The organism is Pseudomonas sp. F9001 (assembly GCF_013385435.1).
In the GTDB taxonomy this organism is placed as follows: Bacteria; Pseudomonadota; Gammaproteobacteria; order Pseudomonadales; family Pseudomonadaceae; genus Aquipseudomonas.
Map to the genome: position 1 here is coordinate 1 of NZ_JACAPX010000034.1, position 20,600 is coordinate 20,600.

Here is a 20,600-nt window from a genome sequence, read left to right on the forward strand (position 1 = left end):
CTGTAAGAGCGGAACCAATAGCTGCCGTTACCGCAGCAACGGATATGTACTCAAACCTCACGCCCCCCAAGGCCGAGCTGTTGCCTGACCAACACTTCCCACACACATTGTCGTTTTCAGCAATCCCCCAACCCTCCAATCCCCCCTGTTTACAGCCCCAAAAACCCGGCATGCCTTGTGCAATGACCCAGTTCCCGGACTTTAGGCCTGACCCATCATGCAAGAACCCGCCCCTTACCCGCGACGATCCAGCCCGTTGCTCCTTATCGGCACCGCCACACTCTGCGGCCTGCTCCTGGGCTGTGGCCAAGGCAGCTCCACCGTCACACGCAGTGACCAGCCGGTAAAGGGCGGCACCCTCGTGTACGCCACCGACCGCGAACCCACCTGCCTCGACCCCCACGTGGCCGGCGACATGCCCCAGGTGTTCGTCGCCCAGCAGTACCTCGACTCCCTGGTCTCGATGGACGCCGACGGCCGCATCGGCCCCTGGCTCGCCAAGACCTGGGAAGTCTCCCCCGACGGCCTGACCTACACCTTCCACCTGCGCAACGACGTGCACTTCACCGACGGCACCCCGTTCAACGCCGCGGCGGTCAAGGCCAACCTCGACCACATGGCCAACCCCAAGACCCAGTCCAGCACCGCAGGCGGCTACATCCGCCAATACCGCAGCACCGACGTGCTCGACGAATACACCGCAGTGGTGCACCTGGCCACGCCGTACGCGGCCTTTCTTGAAGTCCTCGCCCAAGGCTTCCTCGGCATCGAGTCCCCCACAGCCCTGCTGCGCTCGCGCGATGTGAACTGCGAAAGCCCGGTCGGCAGCGGCCCGTTCAAGGTCGTGCGATGGGACCGGCAAAGCCAGGTCGAGCTGGTGCGCAACCCCGACTACAACTGGGCGCCACCCACCGCCAAGCACCAGGGCCCGGCCTGGCTCGACCGGATCGTCTGGAAGTTCATCCAGGAACCTTCCGTGCGCTTCGCCTCGTTGCAGGCTGGCGAGGTCGACGTGATCGAAGCCTTGCCGCCCGAATCCCACGAGGCCGCTCGACGCAACCCGGACCTGACCCTGGTGATCGCCCAACGCCCCGGCAACCCCACCAACGGCACGCTGAACATTACCCGTGCGCCGTTCGATGACGTGCGAGTGCGCGAAGCCTTCGTGCGCAGCTCCGACATCGAGGGCGCGTTGAAGAGCGTGTACTTCAACGAATTCCCCCGCGCCGGCGGGCCGCTGAGCCCAGCCACGCGCTTTTACAGCCCGGAGTTCCAGCACGCCCAGGATTACGACCCGGCCCGGGCTGCTCAGTTACTCGACCAGTCCGGCTGGACCCAGCGCGACAGCGAGGGCTACCGCACCAAGGACGGCAAGCGCCTGCAAGTTCACGTGGTGATGGGCAACCGCACGCCACCGTCGGAATACACCTTGTGGGAACAGGTGCAGGCCACCACCCGGCAGGTCGGCTTCGAGCTGATCGTCGACCAGATGAGTGACGTACAGGCCACCAAACGCCAGGCCGACTGGGACTACGACATTCGCCTCGGCTACTGGAACACCAACACCGCCGACGTGCTGCGGATCATCTTTGGCAGCGAGTTCATCCGTCCGGCAGGCGTCGGGGGTTACCACCAGAACACCGCAGGCTTCAGTGATCCAGCCTTCGACACGTTGATCCAGCAGGCCCTCACCACCCAGGACAGCGAGCAGCGCCGGGCCCTGTATTACCAGGCGCAGAAAATCGCTTCCAGCCAGTACCTGCAACTGACCACCTACCCGCAAAGCACGCGGCTGGGTATCTACAAGACCACCCAGGGTGTGCGGCTGGAGCCGTCGCTGGCGGTGACTTATCTCTATGACGCATGGGTGAACAAATGAGCGACACATCACTTGCCAACCCACGGCGCGAGCGCCTGGCCCGGCTCGGCAAACGTGCGCTGTGGCGCCTTGCCGGCGGCGTGCTGGTGCTCTGGGCGGTGGCCACGCTGACGTTCTTTGCCTTGCGCCTGATGCCCGGCGATCCGGTGCAGGCGATCCTCGGCGGCCCGAGCGGCAACCCCACCCCCGAGACCATCGCCGAAGCCACCCGCGAGTACGGCCTCGACAAACCACTGGCGGTGCAATACGCGTTGTACCTCGGGCGACTGGTGCAGGGTGACCTGGGGGTTTCCTATTCCCAGCACCTGCCGGTGACCCGAGTGCTCGCCGAGCAATCCTGGCCGACCCTGGAGCTGACCCTGACCTCGCTCGCCCTGGCCTGGATTCTGGTGCTGGCGCTGACGGTGCTGACCGCCGGGCGCCGCCGCTGGGTAGCCAGCCTGGCCTCGCTCGCGGAAACCCTGGCCGCCGCGCTGCCGCACTTCTGGCTGGGGATTCTGCTGCTGGCGGTGTTTGCGTTCGGCCTGCGGCTGTTCCCGCCGGCAGGCAGTGATGGCTGGCGCACCCTGGTGTTGCCGTCGTTCGCCCTGGCGATTCCGCTGGCCGGGTTTATCGCCCAGGTCACCCGTGAGTCCCTGGATTTGACCCTCGACCAACCCTTCATCCTGACCGCCCGCACCCGTGGCCTGAGTGACTTCAACGTGCGCTTCAAACACGCGTTGCGCCACGCCGTGTTGCCGGGCATCTCGCTGTCGGGCTGGGCCATCGGCGCGCTGATCAGCGGTGCCGTGGTGATCGAAGTGATTTTTTCCCGCAAGGGCCTCGGCCGCCAGTTGTACCAGGCGGTGCAGGCCCAGGACCTGCCGCTGACCATCGGCATCAGCCTGGTGGTCGCCGCCGGCTACGTGCTCGCCAATATCCTGGTCGACCTGTTGTACCTATGGGTCGACCCTCGCCAACAGGAGCTTCCAGCATGAGTGACCTGACCCTGGAAACACCGCTGCCCGCGCTGCGGATTCAGCGCACCACTCGCACGCTGCGCCTCGGCCCGCTGTTGGCGATTACCTTTCTGTTGCTGGTTATCGTCGCGGCGCTGGTGCCGCAGTTGTTCGCCTACAGCGACCCGCTGGCCATCGTGCCCCGCGATGCGTTTCATTCGCCGAGCCTGGCCCACTGGTTCGGCACCGATCAGTCGGGGCGGGATATTTTTTCGCGGGTGATCCATGGCACCCGCCAGTCGTTGTTCATCGGCCTGGCAGCCACGGCGATTGCGATGACAATCGCCATTGTGCTTGGCCTGTTGGGCGGGCTGGGCGGCGCGCGGGTGGACCGCGGCGTGGGTTGGTTGCTGGAAGTGCTGTTTGCGTTTCCGAGCCTGATCCTGGCGCTGTTGTTCGTGGCGATTTTCGGCAGCGGCATCGGCCCGCTGATCGTCGCCACCGGGCTGGGCAGTGCACCGGGTTATGCGCGGATGGTCCGTGGCCAGGTGCTGGCGGTGCGCAACGCGGGCTATATCGAAGCCGCCCGGGCCCTCGGGCATCCGCCGCTGCGCATCATCCTGCGCCAGTTGCTGCCGAACGCCATGCGCCCGCTGATCGTGACCCTGACCATGGGCGTGGGCCAGGCGATTGTCTGGGCCTCGGCCCTGAGTTTTCTCGGCCTGGGCGCCCGTCCGCCGGCACCGGAGTGGGGGACCATGTTGTCCATGGGCCGCGACTTCATCGCCAACGCCTGGTGGCTGACGTTCTTCCCCGGGCTGTTCATCGTATTGACCACGCTGTCGACCACGGTCACTGGCCGTTACCTGCAACAACGCCTGGAGGGCCGTCTTTCATGAGCGACCAGAAACGCTTGATCGTTGAAGGGCTGTCCATCGAGTTTGCCGGGCAGTCGGTGGTGCGCAATCTGTCTTTCACCCTGGAGCCTGGCAAGACCCTGGCGCTGGTGGGCGAATCCGGCTCCGGTAAAAGCGTCACCGCCCGCAGCCTGATCGGCCTGGCGGGTGCGGGCGCGAAGGTTACGGCGCGCACCTTGAGCTATGACGGTGTGGATTTGCTCAGCCTGTCGGAACGCGGCTGGCGTCGTTTGCGTGGCAATGGCATCGGCTTCGTGTTGCAGGATGCACTGGTGTCCCTCGACCCGTTGCGGCCGGTGGGCAAGGAAATTCTCGAAGTGCTGGAGACCCATCGTTGGGGCGACCGTCGCAGCCGTGGCGAACGCGTCATCGAACTGCTGGACCTGGTGGGCGTACCCGAACCGCAACTGCGTGCGCGCCAGCGTCCTGATCAACTCTCCGGCGGCCTGCGCCAGCGTGCGCTGATTGCCAGCGCACTCGCATTGAACCCCGGTCTGGTGATTGCCGATGAACCGACCACGGCGCTGGATGCCACGGTGCAGGCGCAGATCCTGCAGGTATTGCAGCAGATCAAGGCCCGTGGCGATTCGCTGCTGATCATCAGCCATGACCTGGCAGTGGTCGCGCAATTGGCGGATGAGGTGCTGGTGCTGCGCCACGGCGAAGTGGTGGAGCAGGGGCCGATGGATCAGGTGCTGCTCAACCCGCGCCACGCCTACACCCGCTCGCTGCTGGATGCGGTGCCCGCCGAACATGCCCGGGGCACACGCTTGTCGCCGGAGCGCAGCAACGGTGTGGCGCAACCACGGCCCGGCGCGGATTCGCCGGTGTTGCTCAAGGCCTCCGGGCTGGGCAAGCGGTATGTCGGCCCCGATCAACAGTCGCGCCAGGTGGTGGATAACGTCAGCTTCGAGCTGCGCGCCGGTCGCACCCTGGGCATCGTCGGTGAATCCGGCTCCGGCAAAACCACCGTGGCACGCATCGCCCTCGGCTTGCTGCAACCGGATGCCGGTGAGGTGCGTTTTCTCGACCAGCCATGGGCCGCGGCAGGTACCGAGCGGGTCGAGGAAAAGACCCGCCGTGTGCATCGCCGGGATATCAGCGTGATCTATCAGGACCCACTGAGTTCGTTCGACCCGCGCTGGACGGTGGGGCAGATTCTCAGTGATGCGCTGGACGTTGCCGGTATCGACGCCGAGCAACAGGCGGCCCGCGTGACACAGTTGCTCGACCAGGTACGCCTGGCGCCGCAATTGGCCGAGCGCCGACCGTTGCAACTGTCGGGCGGGCAGCGCCAGCGCGTGGCGATTGCCCGGGCGATTGCCAGCAACCCCAAAGTGATTATTTGCGACGAGCCGGTGTCGGCACTGGACGTGTCGGTGCAGGCCCAGGTCCTGGATCTGCTGGCCGACCTGCAAGCCTCGCTGGGCCTGGCCTACCTGTTTATCTCCCACGACCTGGGGGTGATTCGCCACGTCAGCGACGAAGTGTTGGTGATGCGCCACGGCCAGGTGGTGGAAAGCGCCAGCGTCGAGACGTTGTTTGAATCGCCCCAGCACGAATACACCCGGCGCCTGCTGGGCGCGGTGCCACGCCTGCCCGGCAGTGGCACGCAGTTGGTGGTGCCGGCCCTGGAGCCGGAAAACCCCGGCTGGCTGTTTGATGAATCGCGCCTGTGGAAAATCGCCATCTAGACCTGAATCAAGGAAGTGCCATGAGCAAGTTGTCTGCTGTACCCACGCCGCCGGTTGTAACGGTGGCCGAACTGAACGCCCGTGCCGACCGCATCCTGCCGCAGATTGCCGCCGGCGCTGCGCAACGTGAGCGTGACCGCCAACTGCCGTATGAGGCCGTGGCGCAGATCGCCCAGGCCGGGTTGTTTACCGTGCGGATTCCCAAGCGGTTTGGCGGCGCCGGTGGTTCGGTCAAGGACGTGATTGCCTTGCTGATTCGCATCGCCTCGGCCGACTCCAACGTGGCCCAGGCGCTGCGCCCCGGTTTCGGGTTTGTCGAAGGCCTGCTGGCGTCCCGCGCCGAGGGGGCGGAGGAGGAGCGCGAGCGTTGGTTCGGGCGCTACCTGCAAGGCGCCGTGATCGGCAATGCCGGCTGGGAAGTCGGCGGTGCCAACGGTTCGATCAGTGCGCGCATCGTGCGTGACGGCGAGCACTTTCGCGCTTGCGGCAGCAAGTACTACAGCACCGGTTCGTTGTATGCCGATTGGGTCAGCGCCGTCGCCCTGGACGAGAATGACCAGCCCGTGTCGTTCATCCTGCCCCGCGACCGCCAGGGCCTGGAGTTGCTGGATGATTTCGACGCCATGGGCCAGCGCCTGACCGCCAGTGGCACCACCCATCTGCATGATGTGCAGGTGTTGGCCAGCGAGATCCGCACCCGCACCGTCGAGGAAGGCAAGCGCACGATTGTCACGCCGTTCCTGCAAGTGTTCCTCGCGGCGGTGCAGGCCGGTATTGCGCGTAATGCGCTGAATGATGCGGTGACCTTTGCCAAGGAGCATGCGCGGCCGATCAAGCACAGCAGCGCCACGCGCTCGGTGGATGACCCGTACGTGGAACTGAGCGTGGGCGACGTCTCGGCCCGGGCCTTTACCGCCGAAGCGGTGGTGTTGCACGCGGCGGACTCCATTGACCGCGCCTGGGCTGCGGATCTTGATGCGGTGGCCGTCGACCAGGCGGCAGTGGACGTGGCCCAGGCGCAATACATCGCGGCGGAGTCGGCGCTCAAGGCCGCCGAGCTGGTGTTCGACGTGGGTGGCGCTTCCACCACCGGCCGCGCGCATAACCTGGACCGGCACTGGCGCAACGCGCGCACCGTGGCCAACCACAATCCCCGGCACTGGAAAGCCGCAGCCGTGGGTGCCTGGCAACTCAAGGGCACGCCGCCTCCGACATCGGGGCTGTTTTGAACAAAGCCCTCGACCTTTCACACCCCTTGGGCGAGGTGGGCACCGGGCACGCGCGCCGGGTGCCGATGATCATCGGCTGTGCGCTGTTCATGGAACTGATCGACGCCACGGCAGTGCTCACCGCGCTGCCGCAGATGGCCCAGGATTTCGGCGAGCCCAGCGTGCGCATGAACCTGGTGGTGTCGCTGTACCTGCTGGCGGTGGCGCTGTTCGTGCCGGTCAGCGGCTGGGCGGCCGACCGGTTCGGGCCGCGTCGGGTGTTTATCAGCGCCATCGTGCTCTTCACCCTCGCGTCGGTGGCCTGTGCCTGCTCGGGCTCGTTGTTGCAACTGTCCCTGGCGCGTTTGGCCCAGGGGGCTGCGGGGGCAATGATGGTGCCGGTGGGGCAGGTGATCCTGCTGCGCTGGTCGGCGCGGGAAAACCTGCTGCGTGCCATGTCGTACCTGACGGTGGCGGCGCTGGTGGGGCCGCTGCTGGGCCCACCGTTGGGCGGGCTGTTGGTGACGGTGCTGTCGTGGCACTGGATCTTCCTGATCAACCTGCCGATCGGCGTGCTCGGGGTGATCCTGGTGTTGCGCTATATCCCGGACTATTCCGGGACACCCGGCCAGCCATTGGACGTTCCCGGCCTGTTGCTCAGCGGTGTGGCATTGGGCGGGCTGGTGTTCGGTTTCGAGGTGCTGGGCCACGGCCTGTTGCCGCGCCAGTGGGCGTTGCTGCTGATTGGCGGCGGGCTGTTGAGTGCCTGGCTGTATGTCCTGCATGCACGGCGGACGGCGTACCCGTTGATCGATTTTTCATTGTTGAAAATCCCGACCTTCGCGGTGAGCTTCTGGGGCGGCAACCTGATGCGCATCGGCAGCGCGTCACAGCCGTTTTTGCTGGTGTTGCTGTTCCAGCTGTGTTTCGGGCTTAACCCGTTGCAGGCGGGGCTGCTGAGCGTGGCCGGTGGCGTGGGTGCGTTGCTGATGAAAATGCTGGCAGTGCGGATTGTCAGCTGCTTCGGTTTCCGGCGCACCTTGATCGGCAATGCGGTGCTCACCGGTGCAACCATCCTGGCGTGCAGCCTGTTCGAGGTATCAACGCCTTACTGGATTGTAATACTGGTGTTATTTGGCAGCGGGATCATTCGCTCGCTGCAATTCAGCACCCTGGGGGCGTTGACCTATGCCGACGTGCCACCGGAGCAATCCAGCCGCGCCAGCAGCCTGTCGGCGATGACCATTCAGTTGACGTTGAGTTTATCGGTGGGCATCGCGGCGGGCCTGCTCGGCTTGATCATGGCCGTGCGCGGGCATGCCACGGTCGAGCAGAGTGATATCGCCTGGATCATGGCGGGTGCCGGATTGCTGTGTGCCTTGTCGGGGCTGGTTTATCGCAGGCTGTCGCCCCAGGCGGGCTCGGCGATTTATGCAAAACGCGCAGAGGGAATTGGATGATTCGTGCAGCACGTATCGAGGACGCAGGTGACATTGCCTGGGTGCATATTCGCAGTTGGCAGCAGGCTTATCGTGAACTGATGCCGGCGGATTACCTGGCTTCGCTGGAGGCGACGCAGCCTCGGCGTGAAGCCTTTTGGCGGCAGTCGATTGAGCAGGGGAGCGAAGCTGTGTTTGTCGCGCAGGTCGAGGGGCGTGTGGTGGGCTGGATTGTTGTCAGCTCGAGTCGTGATGAGGATGCTGATCCAGGCGTAACCGGTGAAGTGCAGGCGGTGTATGTGCTGGCCGAGCATTGGGGAACGGGGGTGGGCAGGGCGCTGTGGCTCAGGGGGCTGGAGCATCTCGCGAGCCTGGGCCTGGAGACGGCGACGTTGTGGGTGCTGGCTGAAAACCGGCGGGCAGTGCGCTTTTACCAAAATGCAGGATGGATAGCGCAGCCCGAATCAAGCCGCACCCTTGCTCGGGGCGGTCGTGAGTTGGAGGAACTTCGCTACCAATCCCAAAAGTGACGCTGAACCTGTGGCGAGGGAGCTTGCTCCCGCTGGGCTGCGCAGCGGCCCCAAAATCCTGGGAGCGCTTCGCACTCCAGCGGGAGCAAGCTCCCTCGCCACAGGGGAATGTTTGTCTGTTTCATGGGGCACAGTTGCTGCCTATGGAGATCGTTCCCACGCTCTGCGTGGGAATGCCGCTCTGGACGCTCTGCGTCCGCTCTTAAAATCGTGACGCAGAGCGTCACCGGATGCATTCCCACGCAGAGCGTGGGAACGATCACACTCACCATTTTTGCCTGAAAGCTGCGCGGCCACAGGCGTCATTCAGGAATGTCATTGGCCATGAGTTCGTCTTTTTCATTGTTTCGCACCTGGAATGTCCAGCACTTGCCATCGACGCCGGCGGCGTTTGTGCGGCATTTCATCGGACATTTCAAAGGTTGGTACCTGGCTATCCTGCTGCTGCAGATCGCCGCGGTGGTGTGTTCGATTCTGACGCCCTGGGGGCTGGGGCAGATCACCCGCACCGTGAGCAACGGGCTGGAAGCGGAGCGTGCCTTTGAAGTGCTGCAATGGCCACTGACACTGCTAAGCGCGCTACTGGTGTGCCAAGTACTGTTTACCCGTGCATCGGCAGGCTGCCATATCCACGTCTTGCCGTTGCAGCGGCGCACGGTGACGCATGTGGTGTTCGCCTATCTGCAGCAGCACTCCCATCGTTTCATCAGCAATGAGTTCGCCGGGGCACTGGCGCATCGGGTGGCGGAAATTACCCTGGGCGTGAATCAGACCCTGAGCATCTTGTTGTTCGACCTGATCCCGCTGCTGGTGACGCTGAGCCTGGCCACGGCCTTGCTATGGACCGCATCGCCGTTGTTGGCGTTGTTCATGGCGGGTTGGTCGGTGGCGTTTATCGCTATCTGCTACGTCCTCGCACGCCGCAGTCATCCTCTGGCGCAACAGTATTCGGCAGCGCGCAGCACCAGCACCGGCAAAGTGGTGGATGCGGTCTCCAACCTGGCCAATATCCGCCTGTTTGCGCGCCATGCGTTCGAGCACAGTTACCTCGGCACTTTCCTCGACAAGGAGGTGGCGGCTGCCTACCGATCCCTGGGGTATATGGAGAAAATTCGCTGGTTCCAGGCTTCCTGTGGCGTAGTGCTTAAGCTCGGCTTGTTATTGCTGGCGCTCTACCTGTGGCGCAGCCACCGTATCGACATTGCTGCGTTTGTCATGTCCACCAGCCTTTCGTTGTTGATCATCAGCGATGTGGAAAACCTGTCGCGACGCTTTCTCGAATTCTTCGAAGCCACCGGCAATATCGCCAACGGTGTGCGCACCCTGATCCGCCCCCATGAAGTCATCGACCAACCCGGCGCCAAGGCGCTGATGGTCAAGCGCGGCGATATCGAGTTTCGCGATGTCGGCTTCAGCTATGGCGGTGACCGTTCGATTTTCGAACACCTGAATATCGTCATCCCCGCCGGCCAGAAAGTCGGCCTGGTGGGTGCTTCGGGCTCCGGCAAGTCGACCCTGCTGAGCTTGCTCCTGCGTCTCTACGACGTGCAGCAAGGCCAGGTGCTGGTGGACGGCAAGGACGTGCGCGAGGTGACCCAGCATTCGCTGCACCAGCAGATCGGCCTGATTCCCCAGGAGCCGGGCCTGTTCCACCGCAGCATTCGCGAAAATATCCATTACGGCCGCCTGGATGCCTCGATGGACGAGGTCGCCGAGGCGATCCACCGCGCCGGCGCCAGTGAATTTATCGACAGCATGGAACACGGCTACGAATCGCTGGTGGGCGAGCGTGGGGTCAAATTGTCCGGCGGCCAGCGCCAGCGCATTGCGATTGCCCGGGTGTTGCTGAAAAACGCGCCGATCCTGGTGATGGACGAAGCCACTTCCAGCCTGGACTCGATCACCGAGCGCTTTATCCAGGACAAGCTCGACGAAATCATGGAAGACAAGACCGTGCTGGTGGTCGCGCATCGGCTGTCCACCGTGGCCCACCTGGACCGGATCCTGGTGTTCGACAATGGCCGGGTGATCGAGGACGGCAGCCACGAACAGTTGCTGCGCCAGGGCGGGCAATATGCGCGGTTGTGGAGTCGCCAGTTCAGCGATGCGCTGGATGAAGCGGTGGTGTGACCAAGCGGCGTACCGGGTACGCCGCGCAGTCAGGTTCAGATCGAGAGGTGCAGCACCCTGTCATCCTTGGCACCGGCCAGCGGGCGGCGCTTGTTGACCTTCAGCTCACCGAGGTTGATCAGCAAGGTGCGGGTCACGTTGCGGCTCAGCCCCAGCAACTCGGCGGTGTGCACCTGGTTGTGCTGGCACAGCCGGTAGGCGGCGGTGAGCAGGCTGCGTTCCACCTGTTCGTGGAGGTTTTCTATCTGCTCCTCGAACAGCCGCTGGAAGGCCTGGTCGAGCAGGTCATGGGCGGTGGTGCTGTCTTCCTGGCGTTCGATACGCAGGTTGGACATGCGCAGGTCATCGGCCTGGATCACGCCGTCGCGGCAGATCAGCAGGGTGTGGTGGATGACGTTTTCCAGCTCGCGGATATTCCCCGGCCAACTGTAGGTGGCCAGGCGTTGCTCGGCTTCCTTGCTCAAGATGATCTCGCCATAGCCGAGGCGGCGGGTGTAGGTGTCGATGAAGTACTGCACCAGCGGCAGGATATCGCCGGGGCGATCCCGCAGCGGGCTGAGTTCCAAGTTGACCACGTTCAGGCGGTAGAACAGGTCCTCGCGGAAATGCCCGGCGTTGATGGCTTTTTCCAGCTGCACGTTGGTCGCCGCCAGCACCCGCACATTGATCGGAATGCTTTTGCGCGAACCCAGGCGCACTACTTCACGCTCCTGCAATACCCGCAGCAGCTTGACCTGGATCGACATGGGCAGGTCGCCGATTTCATCGAGGAACAGCGTGCCGCCGTTGGCTTCTTCAAACCAGCCGGCCTTGGCACCGAGGGCACCGGTGAACGCGCCTTTCTCGTGGCCGAACAGCTCGGCTTCCACCAGTGATTCGGAGAACGCACCGCAATTCACCGCCACGAATGGCTGCTCCTTGCGGCCACTGAGGTTGTGGATATGCCGTGCGACCAACTCTTTGCCGGTGCCGGTTTCACCGATGATCAGCACGCTGGCTTCGCTCGGCGCGACTTGTTGCACATGCTTGAGCAAGGCCTTGGACCTGGGGTCTTCAAACACCTGCGCGGTGGCGCGGATGGAGGTGGCAAGGGCGGGCGAGGGCGGTAGGGTCAGCAGTTGCATGGTTATCCCTTTGAATAAAAGATCAGGAATAAAACGTCGGGATGGGCGCGGTACCGTTCAGTGCCCACTCGCCCAGTTCATGAAGTTTGTAGTCCAGCGGGTCATGCAGGCTCTGGGTGCGCAAGTTGCGCCAGTGCCTGTCGAGGGCCACCGAGGCGTTGGTCGCCCGTGCGCCGGTGACCTCGAAGACCTTGCTACACAACTCCAGGCCATTGCGGCTGGCGGCGACTTTGGCGGTGGCGATGGCAATCGCCGTTTCGCCGCGTTCCTCGCTGGTCAGGGCCGAGCCCTTGGCCCATGCCGCGTCCAGCACCTGGCCTGCGCGCTCCACCAGCAGGCGGGTGCTTTGCAGCGCCACCCAGAAATCGCCGTAGTGGCTGAGGATGTAAGGGTCCTGGGTGCTGTGGCTGGCGCTGGAGCGGAACCACGGGCGGGCTTCTTCCAGGGTGTATTGGCGCGCCTCTTCGAATGCGCCCTCGGCGATGCCGAGGAAGATATTCGCGAAGTGCAGTTGCGCAATCAGCGGGCGCAGGCAGGCGAACGGAGTACTCAGGGGGCCCGGGTCCAGTAACAGGTCGGACTCTTCCACGCGCACGCGCTTGAAGGTCACGCTGCCGCTGTCGGTCTGGCGCTGGCCCATGTTGTTCCAGTCGTTGTGCAGGATGATCCCGCTGCGGGCGCTGGGAATCGCCGCGATCAGCAACTTGCCGCCGGCGCTTTCATCGATGGCCGAGGCGATCAGCATTTCCGAGTCGTTAGCCCCGGAGCAGAAGTTCTTCTGTCCCGAGAATTCCCGCCAGCCCGTGTGGCGCTTGACCACCGTGCGGGTGTCCAGGGGGTTCAGGGTGTTGCCCCAGAACCAGTTGTTGCTGGCCGTCAGGCTGAACCAGGTTTGCCATTGTGCGGGCGTGGCGAATAACCGGACGGTGGCGAGCATCAGGTGATGAAAGCCGAATACGTGGGCGATGGAGCTGTCGACCCGGGCGAATTCGCGCACCACCTCGAAGGTTTCCGACCAGTTGGCGTCAAGCCCGCCGAATTGCCCGGGGATGCTCAGGGACAACAGGCCGCTGCTGCGCAGTTTGTCGCGTTCGGCCTTGGGCGTACCGCCGCTGGCGTCGCGGTCGACGGCGGTGCGCGCGAACTCGGTCGCCAGGTCACGGGCAATCTCCAGTGGCGTCCTGCGGGTGCAGAGTAAGTTGACCGTCACGCGTGAATACCTCGTTGCTTAAGTCGAGAATGCTCGAGCTGATTTGTTTCAACAGGCAATGGATAGAGCAAGACCCATACCAAGTAACAATAAGCCGATAACTTGCGACTTCTTACGGGGATGCAGGCGCGGACAGTGTCGAATACGCAACTTTTGTTGGAGGGCTGTTGGGATTTGCACAGTTGCGTCCTGTGCCCGCAGGGCGGGGCTTTCGTTATGCTTTTATTGCTTGAACATATAAGTGTTTGTGGGTGATTTTTGTATTGTCCGGAATCGAACATTTCACCAGCAAAGTGTTGCACTTGTGGCGATTAATAAGGGTGGCCGGCCAGTGTTTATTGAGGCTTGGACGTGGCATGAACCCTGCAAAGTTGAAAATAGAGCGCGACTATACGAATAGATGCTCCAACTAATTCGAGACCCCAGGAGTATTTAATTCATGCGGCAACTGTTTGAACCTCGCGCTCGTCGTTTTGAGTCACTGGCCACCGCGTCCAGCCTTGGCGTGCTGTTGATGTTGATACACGGCGCGGCCTTTGCCGCCCAGGCGGACCCGACCCTGGCCACGGTAGTGGTCACCGGTGCCGAAGCCACCGAAGCGCAAAAGGCCGAGAAGCAACTGTCCAAGGTGCCCGGCAAAACCGCAGTGATCGACAACCGCAAGATCGAACAGGGCCGCGCGGCGAACGCCGAGGACGTGCTGGCGTTGCAGCCGGGCGTATTCGCCCAGGCCACCAGCGGCTCGGGCGCGAACAAGATTTCGATCCGCGGCTCGGGCCTCAACACCTTCTATCAAGGCTATGTGCTGGGGATCAAATTCCTCTATGACGGCCTACCGTTGACCGGCCCGGGCGGCACCCAGGAAGACATGCTGGACATGGCTTCCGTGGACCACACCGAGGTGCTCTACGGCGCCAACGCCTTCCGTTATTCGGCCTTGTCCCTGGGCGGCGCGATCAACTTCGTGAGCAAGACCGGCCGCACCGATCCGGGCAACTACGCGCGTTTCGAAGCCGGCAGCTTCGGCTATCGCAAGGAGCAGCTGAGCACCGGCGGCGTGGACGGCGACAATGACTATTACGTCAGCATCCAGCACAACGAGCGTGACGGTTACCAGGACAACACACCGAACAAGGGGCAGGGGATCGTTGCCAACTTCGGCCACGTGTTCAGCCCGCAACTGGAGACGCGCTTCTACATTCGCTACAAGGAAGAAACCCTCAGCCAGGGCAACACCCTGACCAAATACCAGCTCAAGCACGACCCCACGAGCAACCTCGTGCCCATCGGGCGCAAGAAGGACGGCTCGACCCTGCTGGGCAGCACCACCACCTACACCTTCGACGACAATGCCAAGCTCGAAGTCGGCCTGGGCTACAACGATTACCCGCTGGACAACGGCTGGCGCTATTCGCCAACACCACAGGAATGGCGCTCCCAGGACGTCAACCTGACCTTGCGCTACCTGCGCACCGCCGACACCTTCTTCGGCCTGCGCAGCGACAGCAGCGTGACCTTCAGCAATACGCTGGCGTACCTGGCCGATGTGAAATCCCACAGCAAGGCCACCGGCATCACCCAGCAGAAGACCAACTACACCGGCTCGCGGGACACGGTGTTTTCCCTCGGCAACGAACTGCAACTGAATGACCGCACGTGGCTGTCCACCGGGTTGTCATTGATTGATATCAAGCGCAAGGCGCAGATCGAATACAGCACCGCCACCAACACCAGCGCTTTCCCCAGTGGCGTTGAATACGACGAGACCGACGTCGCCCCGCGCATTGGCCTGCGCTATCAGTTGACTCCGGAATTCGAAGTGTTCGGCAACGTCAGCCGCTCGGTGGATCCACCGGTCACCTGGCAGCTGGGCAGCACCGGCACGCCGTACATCCGTGATGTGCGGCCGCAAAAAGCCAACACCGTGGAGTTCGGTATCCGCGGCGGCCACGGTATTTTTGACGGCAGCCTGACGGTCTACCGCTCGTGGGTGCAGAAAGAACTGCTGTCGGTAGTGGTACGCCAGGCGACGGCCACCCAGGACCAACTGGTGGCTACCTCCAACGGCAGCGCGACCATTCACCAGGGCATCGAAGCCGGCTTGAATGCGCAACTGTGGGACGGCGGCAATGGCGACACCGTGACCCTGCGCCAGGCCTATACCTTCAACGACTTCCACTACCGCAACGATGCGGTGTTCGGCGACAACCAGCTGCCGGGCCTGCCGCGCCAGGTCTACCAGGCGGAGCTGGAATATCGCCAAGGCAGTGGTTTCTATGCGCAGCTCAACGCCCGGGCGGCGTCCAGTTATTACGTCGACTTTGCCAACTCCCTGAGTGCGCCGTCGTATACGTTGTGGGGGGCCAAGGTGGGCTACGAGGCCCCGAGCAAGAAGTGGGAAGTGTTTGTCGATGCACGCAACCTGACCAACAAGCGCTATGCCACGGCCACCAACACCGCGTACGACGCCAAGGGCCAGGACTCGGCCAACTTCTATGTGGGGGATGCGTTCAACGTGACCACGGGGGTGGCGTTTCACTTCTGACCGTGACAGATCGTTCCCACGCTCCGCGTGGGAATGCCGCCTTGGACGCTCTGCGTCCGGCCGTCGATGCGAGAGGTGATGGTGACGCAGAGCTTCACGGTATGCATTCCCACGCGGAGCGTGGGAACGATCATTTCGAGGAACCTAGTTCTGCGGCCGCTGCTTGGTCGAATCCAGCTCGGCCTTTTTACCGGTGCTGATCTCGGTGATCTGCGCCGACTTGGCGATTGCAAAGTCAAAGGTGTCCTGCATCTTGGCGATGGCATCGGTCGCCGTGCCGTTGAGCCCACCGTTGGCTGCCCAGTCGAAGTTCCACACCCCGGAAAAATTATCGGCACCGGCCACATCATGGGTTTCGATGGCGGTGAACACGTCGGGGTGGCGTTCCATGTACTGGGCCGCAGCGCTCACATCGGCCGGCACCTTGCCCGAGGCATTGCTGGCCAGTTGCGAAAGCTCTTGCTTGGTGATGGCCGACTTGCCCGACTGGCGCATGTAATCGGCGATCACCTTGCTCGACTTGGAAATATTCAACTTGTCGTCGAATACCGACGTCGAGGCTTTTTGAGTGGTCGGTCCGCCACCGGCGGGTGTTACGGTAGTAGACATCGGCGCTGCTCCCTCAATGAATTGGATGACATCGAAGCCGACGTTAGCATGGGCAATTGGCCATTTATCACCGGCTTCACAACAATTCGCAGCGGCCGGAAAATTTCACAGCGTTTCGCACAGGGAAGGGATGGTGTTCAGGACGAATCAAGGGCAAAGCCGGTTTGCCGGTTTTTTCATCAGCCGCAATTTTTCACTTTTATGGCTGGGCCAGGCGCTCTCGTCCTTCGGCGAGTATGTGCTGGAGAGCACGATCATCGTCTGGCTGGTGACCGATCTGTTCCGTGACAGCGCCTTTCTACCCAGTGCCGTGGGCCTGGCGGTGGCGGCCTCGGCGATCCCGCGGGTGCTGGTGGCGCCATTGGCGGGTGCCTGGGTCGACCGCCTGACCCCGCTCTACGTGATGATCAGCGCAGACGCTATCCGGGTGATCAACTTCCTGATCTTTATCCTGATCTATTCGCTGTCCGGCCTCGATCAGATGCAAGTGTTCGCCGGCGTGCTGCTGTTGCTGGTGATGAACAGCAGCGCCGCGCAGTTCTTCAACCCGTCCCGGCAGGCGGTCATGCAAGTGATCATTCCCGCTGAGCGGCGGGTGGAAGCGTCGGCCAAGACGATGTTTTCCCTCACGGGCATTTCGGTGCTTTCCGCCTCCGTGGGCCCGGCGCTGTTTGTGTGGGTGGGGCCGATCTGGGCGTTGCTGATCAATGTGCTGGCGTTCAGCTGTTCAGCGCTATGTATCCTGGCCACCCGAGATTTGGGGGCTGCATTGCCCGCAGAGCGCGCCTCATTCTGGCGTGGACTCTTGGCCGGCCTGCGGTTTTCCTGGGGCCACCCGTCGATTCGAACCCTGCTGACCGGCGTGGCGTTATATGGCTTTTCCCTCGGTATCAACAACGTCGTCCTGTCGTTGTATGCCTTCAAAACGTTGGGCCTGAGCCCGCGTGAATATGGCCTGGTACTCGCCGCATTCCCCGTCGGCGGGCTGGTGGCGGCCTTTCTCGTTCGGCCGCTGTTGAAGGTCTTGAGCATTCGACGCGCGTTCACCGTGGCGCTGTTGTGCCTGGGGCTGAGCTACCTGGGCTATGCGTTGCATCCGCCGTTTTACCTGGCCTGGGGGCTGATGTTCTGCTGCGGGCTGTGCTTTTCGGTGTTTGCCATGGTGCAGGGGCCTATGCTGCAAGAGGCCGTGCCGGCAGGCTATATGGGCCGAGTCTCCGCGACCGTGACGCCGGTGCTGGCCATTGCCTCGCTGACCGGCACCCTGGTGTGTTCCCAGACGCTCAACCTCGTGCAAGGTGTGGATGTGTACGGCGGCTATATCGTTATCGCGGCGGGCTTGCTGCTGACGGGAGGTGGATTGATGCTGCTCGGTCAGCGTGCCGGCAAACACCAAGTCGCCCGCTCAAAGTGACTCGCCCGCATCCAGCTTCGCCAGCAGCCTCTGGCCCCGTTCCCACAGCGCGTCCTGCTTGGATTCAGGCATCCGGTCGAGGTTCTTGTAAAGCATGGCCATGCGCTGATTGCCCCGCAGCAGGTCGCCGTGGCGCATCAGGAAGTGCCAGTAAAGCGCATTGAACGGGCAGGCATTGTCAGCGGTACTTTCCGTGACTTTGTACGCACAGTCGCGGCAGTAGTCCGACATGCGCTTTATGTATTGGCCGCTCGCGCAATAAGGTTTGGAACCCAGGTAACCGCCATCCGCATGCATGACCATGCCCAGGGTGTTGGGCAGCTCGACCCAGTCGAAAGCGTCCATGTAGATCGCCAGGTACCACTCGCATATCTGGCTGGGCACGATGCCGGCCAGCAGGGCGAAATTGCCGGTGACCATCAGCCGCTGGATGTGATGGGCATAGGCATGTTTCAGGCTCTGGCCGATCGCCTGGCGCATGCAGTTCATTTGCGTCTCGCCCGTCCAGTAGAACTCCGGCAGCGGGCGGCTGTTGCCGAATGCATTGCCTGCGGCATAGTCGGGCATCTTCAGCCAGTACACGCCGCGTACATATTCACGCCAGCCAATCAGTTGGCGGATAAACCCTTCGGCAGCGTTCAGCCCGATGCTGCCCGACCAATAGGCCGCCTCCACATCGCTGCACAGCTGGCGCAGGTCCAGCAGGCCGATGTTCAGGGCTGCGCTGATACGGGCGTGAAACAGGAACGGCTCGTCGCTGGCCATGGCGTCCTGGTAATCACCGAATCCAGCCAGGCCATAATCCAGAAAGTAGTCCCAGAGGGCCTGCGCGTCGGCGTGGGTCACGGGGTAATCGAAGGTGTCGAGGGAACCGTAGTGGCTGCTGAAGTGTTTACCTACCAGCGCCAGCACGTCCTGGGTGATCGAGTCCGAGCTGAAGCGCGCCGGGTAGGGCGCCCTGGTGCCCTTGGGCAATGCCTTGCGGTTGTCCGCATCAAAGTTCCAGGCGCCGCCCACCGGCGTACCGTCACCGTTGAGCAAGAGCCCACTCTTGCGGCGCATCTCCCGGTAGAAGTACTCCATGCGCAGCTGTTTTTTACCGCTGGCCCAAGCGGCGAACGCGTCACGGCTGCACAGGAATCGGTGGTCGGCATGCCACTGGATCGGCAAACCGCAGTCCTTCAGGGATTGCTCAAGGCGCCAGTCACCGCATTCGGTCAGGTGTATTTCCCGGGGTTGCATCAGCGATTGCCAGCGCCTTAACTCGCCGGGCACCGAGCCGGTGTTTTGCGGATCGTCCAGGGGCACGTACTGCACCCGCACGCCACGCTGCTGCAACGCCTGGGCAAAATGGCGCATGGCGCTGAAGACCAGGACGATTTTTTGCGGATGGTGGGGCACATGGCTGGCTTCCTCCATGACCTCGACCATCAAGACGGCATCGTGCTGGCTGTCCAGCCCGCCCAGTGAGGCCAGGTCAAACGACAACTGGTCGCCCAGCACCAGGCACAGGTTTCGAACTGCCTTGGTCACCACGGCGCTTCCAGGGAAAATGGCGTTCGCAGTGGCTCGATAGCGCCTTCTCGCCGGCCGCACATTTCGTCATGCACGCACTGATGCACCAGGGTGCAGGGAAACGCAGGGACTGCCTGCAACACGTCACGCAGGTGATTGACGGAGCGAAAGTGCAGGGGCTTCGCCGACTCGTCCAGCAGCGTGAACTGGCCGTGGTCCAGCGTTACGCGCGCCAGATAGAAACCACCTTCCAGCGACAGCAGTTCCATTTCGCGTACAGCGCCTTGGGTGGCCAGTCTGGTCAGGGCTTGCAGGTTCATGGTTCACTCCTTAGCGGTCAGGGTTGTGAAGACTGGCGACGGAAGAACAACGTCACCTGGCCGACTTCCACACCCAACTTGGACATGCTGGAGCGGTTGATCAACGTGTCTTCGTCCATCAGGTACATCCAATCGTCGAGGCTCACTTCGTAGACGGATCCATCAACCGGCAGGTTCAGGACGTAGCGCCAGCGCAGTGCGTTGCCCGCCACTTCGCCCCTGGCCTCGCCCACCACATCACCGGCCCGTCCGCGCCAGTGGGTGGGGCCGTCCGGGGTGAGGGTCCAGACACGTTGCTGGCGAGTACCATCGCTGTATAGAAAGCGCTCATCGAGAATCAGGTTTTCACCCTCGCGGCGGCTGGCGATATTCACCTCGAAACGCTTGGCCACTTCACCCGAGCGTTTCTCGAAGATGCCCCAGGCCTTGACGGGCTTGCTGAAGAAGCTCACCAGGTCCAGTTGCGGTTGCTGGTCGGCATAGTGTTTTACATCCACGCTGCCACAACTGCTCAGGCCCAACACCAGGGCCAGCGAAACCAATAGACGGGTCATTGCGGTTCTCCCCGAGAGGGCTTGATACTGCTGATACTTGTACAAAATAATAAAATTGTACAGGTATTTAGCGCATTACCAGGATGTTACCGGCTACCGGCCTGCCCATTTATGGCGGGTATATGCAGCCTCAGGGGACCAGGTGCAGATGATCGTTCCCACGCTCTGCGTGGGAATGCCGCCTCGGACGCTCCGCGTCCCGCTGGCACCGCCGCATTGCCCCTCGCGCAATGGTGACGCGGAGCGTCACGGTATGCATTCCCACGCAGAGCGTGGGAACGATCAACAATGGGCATACGCCGGCAGCGGTATCGCCCGTTCCTACGCAGACCGTTCCCACATAGATTTCAGGTTGCTTCCAGACCTTCTCGCCGCTAACCTTCGCGGGTCGCTGCCAATTCAGCGAACGGGTGTGGTAGCCCGGCTATTTCATAGATCCCAAAACGCTCAAGGGCGTTTTTTTGTGCGGGCTGCTTTGTGGCGGCTGTGCATGGGAGGCTTCGGCCTGCCGGGTTTCTATGACCGGTCTACCACCCCGTGTACAGTCGCCTCCTTAATCGTGTGGTAGCGAGCG

General features: G+C 62.7%; 16 protein-coding genes. 10 read left to right on the plus strand and 6 right to left on the minus strand.

The features are described from left to right. The first annotated feature begins 217 nt into the window (after nt 1–217). The 8 genes from HX818_RS25975 to HX818_RS26010 all read left to right on the plus strand — a co-directional run bounded on the left by HX818_RS25975 (nt 218) and on the right by HX818_RS26010 (nt 10,735). Nucleotides 218–1,879, plus strand: coding sequence for an ABC transporter substrate-binding protein (locus HX818_RS25975; protein ID WP_177020981.1), 1,662 nt, complete (start codon nt 218–220; stop codon nt 1,877–1,879). Further along, nucleotides 1,876–2,856, plus strand: a complete 981-nt coding sequence (locus tag HX818_RS25980) for an ABC transporter permease (RefSeq protein WP_102370239.1) — start codon at nt 1,876–1,878, stop codon at nt 2,854–2,856. The genes HX818_RS25975 and HX818_RS25980 overlap by 4 nt, the downstream gene beginning before the upstream one ends. Next, complete coding sequence (locus HX818_RS25985; RefSeq protein ID WP_177020982.1) at nt 2,853–3,716, plus strand: ABC transporter permease; 864 nt, start codon at nt 2,853–2,855, stop codon at nt 3,714–3,716. The genes HX818_RS25980 and HX818_RS25985 overlap by 4 nt, the downstream gene beginning before the upstream one ends. Then, complete coding sequence (locus HX818_RS25990; protein WP_177020983.1) at nt 3,713–5,428, plus strand: ABC transporter ATP-binding protein; 1,716 nt, start codon at nt 3,713–3,715, stop codon at nt 5,426–5,428. Before HX818_RS25985 ends, HX818_RS25990 begins: the two co-directional genes overlap by 4 nt. 20 nt (nt 5,429–5,448) lie before the next feature. Next, the gene (locus HX818_RS25995; RefSeq protein WP_008431174.1) at nt 5,449–6,657 is read left to right on the plus strand and encodes an acyl-CoA dehydrogenase family protein; all 1,209 of its coding nucleotides are present in this window, start codon (nt 5,449–5,451) and stop codon (nt 6,655–6,657) included. Then, nucleotides 6,654–8,096 carry an MFS transporter gene (locus HX818_RS26000; protein ID WP_177020984.1) on the plus strand — a complete coding sequence of 481 codons (1,443 nt, stop codon included), beginning with the start codon at nt 6,654–6,656 and terminating at the stop codon, nt 8,094–8,096. The genes HX818_RS25995 and HX818_RS26000 overlap by 4 nt, the downstream gene beginning before the upstream one ends. After that, the gene (locus tag HX818_RS26005; protein ID WP_134326161.1) at nt 8,093–8,605 is read left to right on the plus strand and encodes a GNAT family N-acetyltransferase; all 513 of its coding nucleotides are present in this window, start codon (nt 8,093–8,095) and stop codon (nt 8,603–8,605) included. The genes HX818_RS26000 and HX818_RS26005 overlap by 4 nt, the downstream gene beginning before the upstream one ends. A gap of 324 nt (nt 8,606–8,929) precedes the next feature. Continuing rightward, the gene (locus tag HX818_RS26010; protein WP_008431180.1) at nt 8,930–10,735 is read left to right on the plus strand and encodes an ABC transporter ATP-binding protein; all 1,806 of its coding nucleotides are present in this window, start codon (nt 8,930–8,932) and stop codon (nt 10,733–10,735) included. Nucleotides 10,736–10,770: 35 nt separating this feature from the next. On the opposite strand, the gene HX818_RS26015 is transcribed toward HX818_RS26010, so the two are convergent. Both HX818_RS26015 and HX818_RS26020 read right to left on the minus strand, forming a co-directional pair. Further along, nucleotides 10,771–11,859, minus strand: coding sequence for a sigma-54-dependent Fis family transcriptional regulator (locus HX818_RS26015; RefSeq protein WP_003219869.1), 1,089 nt, complete (start codon nt 11,857–11,859; stop codon nt 10,771–10,773). A gap of 22 nt (nt 11,860–11,881) precedes the next feature. Next, complete coding sequence (locus tag HX818_RS26020; RefSeq protein ID WP_003219870.1) at nt 11,882–13,069, minus strand: acyl-CoA dehydrogenase family protein; 1,188 nt, start codon at nt 13,067–13,069, stop codon at nt 11,882–11,884. A 439-nt stretch (nt 13,070–13,508) separates the two neighbouring features. Here HX818_RS26020 and HX818_RS26025 point away from each other — a divergent pair, with 439 nt between their 5' ends. Next, nucleotides 13,509–15,614 carry a TonB-dependent receptor domain-containing protein gene (locus tag HX818_RS26025; protein WP_003219873.1) on the plus strand — a complete coding sequence of 702 codons (2,106 nt, stop codon included), beginning with the start codon at nt 13,509–13,511 and terminating at the stop codon, nt 15,612–15,614. Nucleotides 15,615–15,758: 144 nt separating this feature from the next. Here the strand turns inward: HX818_RS26025 and HX818_RS26030 are convergent, their stop codons facing one another. Continuing rightward, a complete protein-coding gene (locus tag HX818_RS26030; RefSeq protein ID WP_008431185.1) occupies nt 15,759–16,223 on the minus strand; it encodes a hypothetical protein in 465 nt (154 codons plus the stop codon). A gap of 133 nt (nt 16,224–16,356) precedes the next feature. On the opposite strand from HX818_RS26030, the gene HX818_RS26035 reads away from it, so the two are divergent. Next, on the plus strand, nt 16,357–17,637 hold the full coding sequence (locus HX818_RS26035; RefSeq protein WP_173406087.1) for an MFS transporter: 1,281 nt from the start codon (nt 16,357–16,359) through the stop codon (nt 17,635–17,637). On the opposite strand, the gene HX818_RS26040 is transcribed toward HX818_RS26035, so the two are convergent. From HX818_RS26040 to HX818_RS26050, 3 genes are read right to left on the minus strand one after another with little or no spacing between them, the layout of a single operon-like run. Beyond that, the gene (locus tag HX818_RS26040; RefSeq protein ID WP_177020985.1) at nt 17,629–19,170 is read right to left on the minus strand and encodes a cryptochrome/photolyase family protein; all 1,542 of its coding nucleotides are present in this window, start codon (nt 19,168–19,170) and stop codon (nt 17,629–17,631) included. The genes HX818_RS26035 and HX818_RS26040 overlap by 9 nt on opposite strands. Beyond that, nucleotides 19,167–19,472, minus strand: coding sequence for a DUF6482 family protein (locus HX818_RS26045; protein ID WP_008431191.1), 306 nt, complete (start codon nt 19,470–19,472; stop codon nt 19,167–19,169). The genes HX818_RS26040 and HX818_RS26045 overlap by 4 nt, the downstream gene beginning before the upstream one ends. Nucleotides 19,473–19,489: 17 nt before the next feature. Next, nucleotides 19,490–20,026 carry a DUF3833 domain-containing protein gene (locus tag HX818_RS26050; protein WP_177009899.1) on the minus strand — a complete coding sequence of 179 codons (537 nt, stop codon included), beginning with the start codon at nt 20,024–20,026 and terminating at the stop codon, nt 19,490–19,492. Nucleotides 20,027–20,600 lie beyond the last annotated feature (574 nt).